The sequence below is a fragment of the Paenibacillus sp. EKM301P genome, assembly GCF_011800295.1.
Lineage (GTDB): Bacteria > Bacillota > Bacilli > Paenibacillales > Paenibacillaceae > Paenibacillus > Paenibacillus polymyxa.
The window spans coordinates 1-381 of sequence record NZ_JAALFM010000102.1 but is presented as its reverse complement, the minus strand read 5'-3'; the positions used below and the strand labels follow the sequence as shown (position 1 = coordinate 381).

1 protein-coding gene is annotated in these 381 nt (G+C 61.4%); it reads left to right on the top strand.

Translation table 11 applies throughout. From position 1 onward, the window contains the following. Window positions 1-381, top strand: a 381-nt coding sequence (locus HFD99_RS25025) for an AMP-binding enzyme (RefSeq protein WP_167441072.1), incomplete at both ends; no start/stop codon positions are given.

Sequence of the window (381 nt, the reverse complement as noted above, 5' to 3'; positions counted from 1 at the left end):
CAACCAGGTGAAAATCCGGGGGTACCGGATTGAGACGGGTGAAGTCGAAGCGAAGCTGCTGAGTGTAGGTGGCGTGACGGAAGCGGTCGTCATCGTCAGGGAAGATCAAGAAGGTCAGAAAGCTTTGTGCGCTTATTATACAGCGGAAGAAGACTTGACGGCGGCGGACCTGAAGCGGGCGATTGCCAGCGAGCTGCCGGGGTACATGATCCCGTCGTACTTCGTGGAGCTGGAGTGCCTGCCTCTGACGCCGAACGGAAAGATCGACCGGAAGGCGCTGCCGGCACCGGAAGGGGGAGCAGGCGGAGGCCGCGAATACGTGGCGCCGCGCACCGAACTGGAGGCGAAGCTGGCCGCCATTTGGCAGGATGTGCTTGTTCG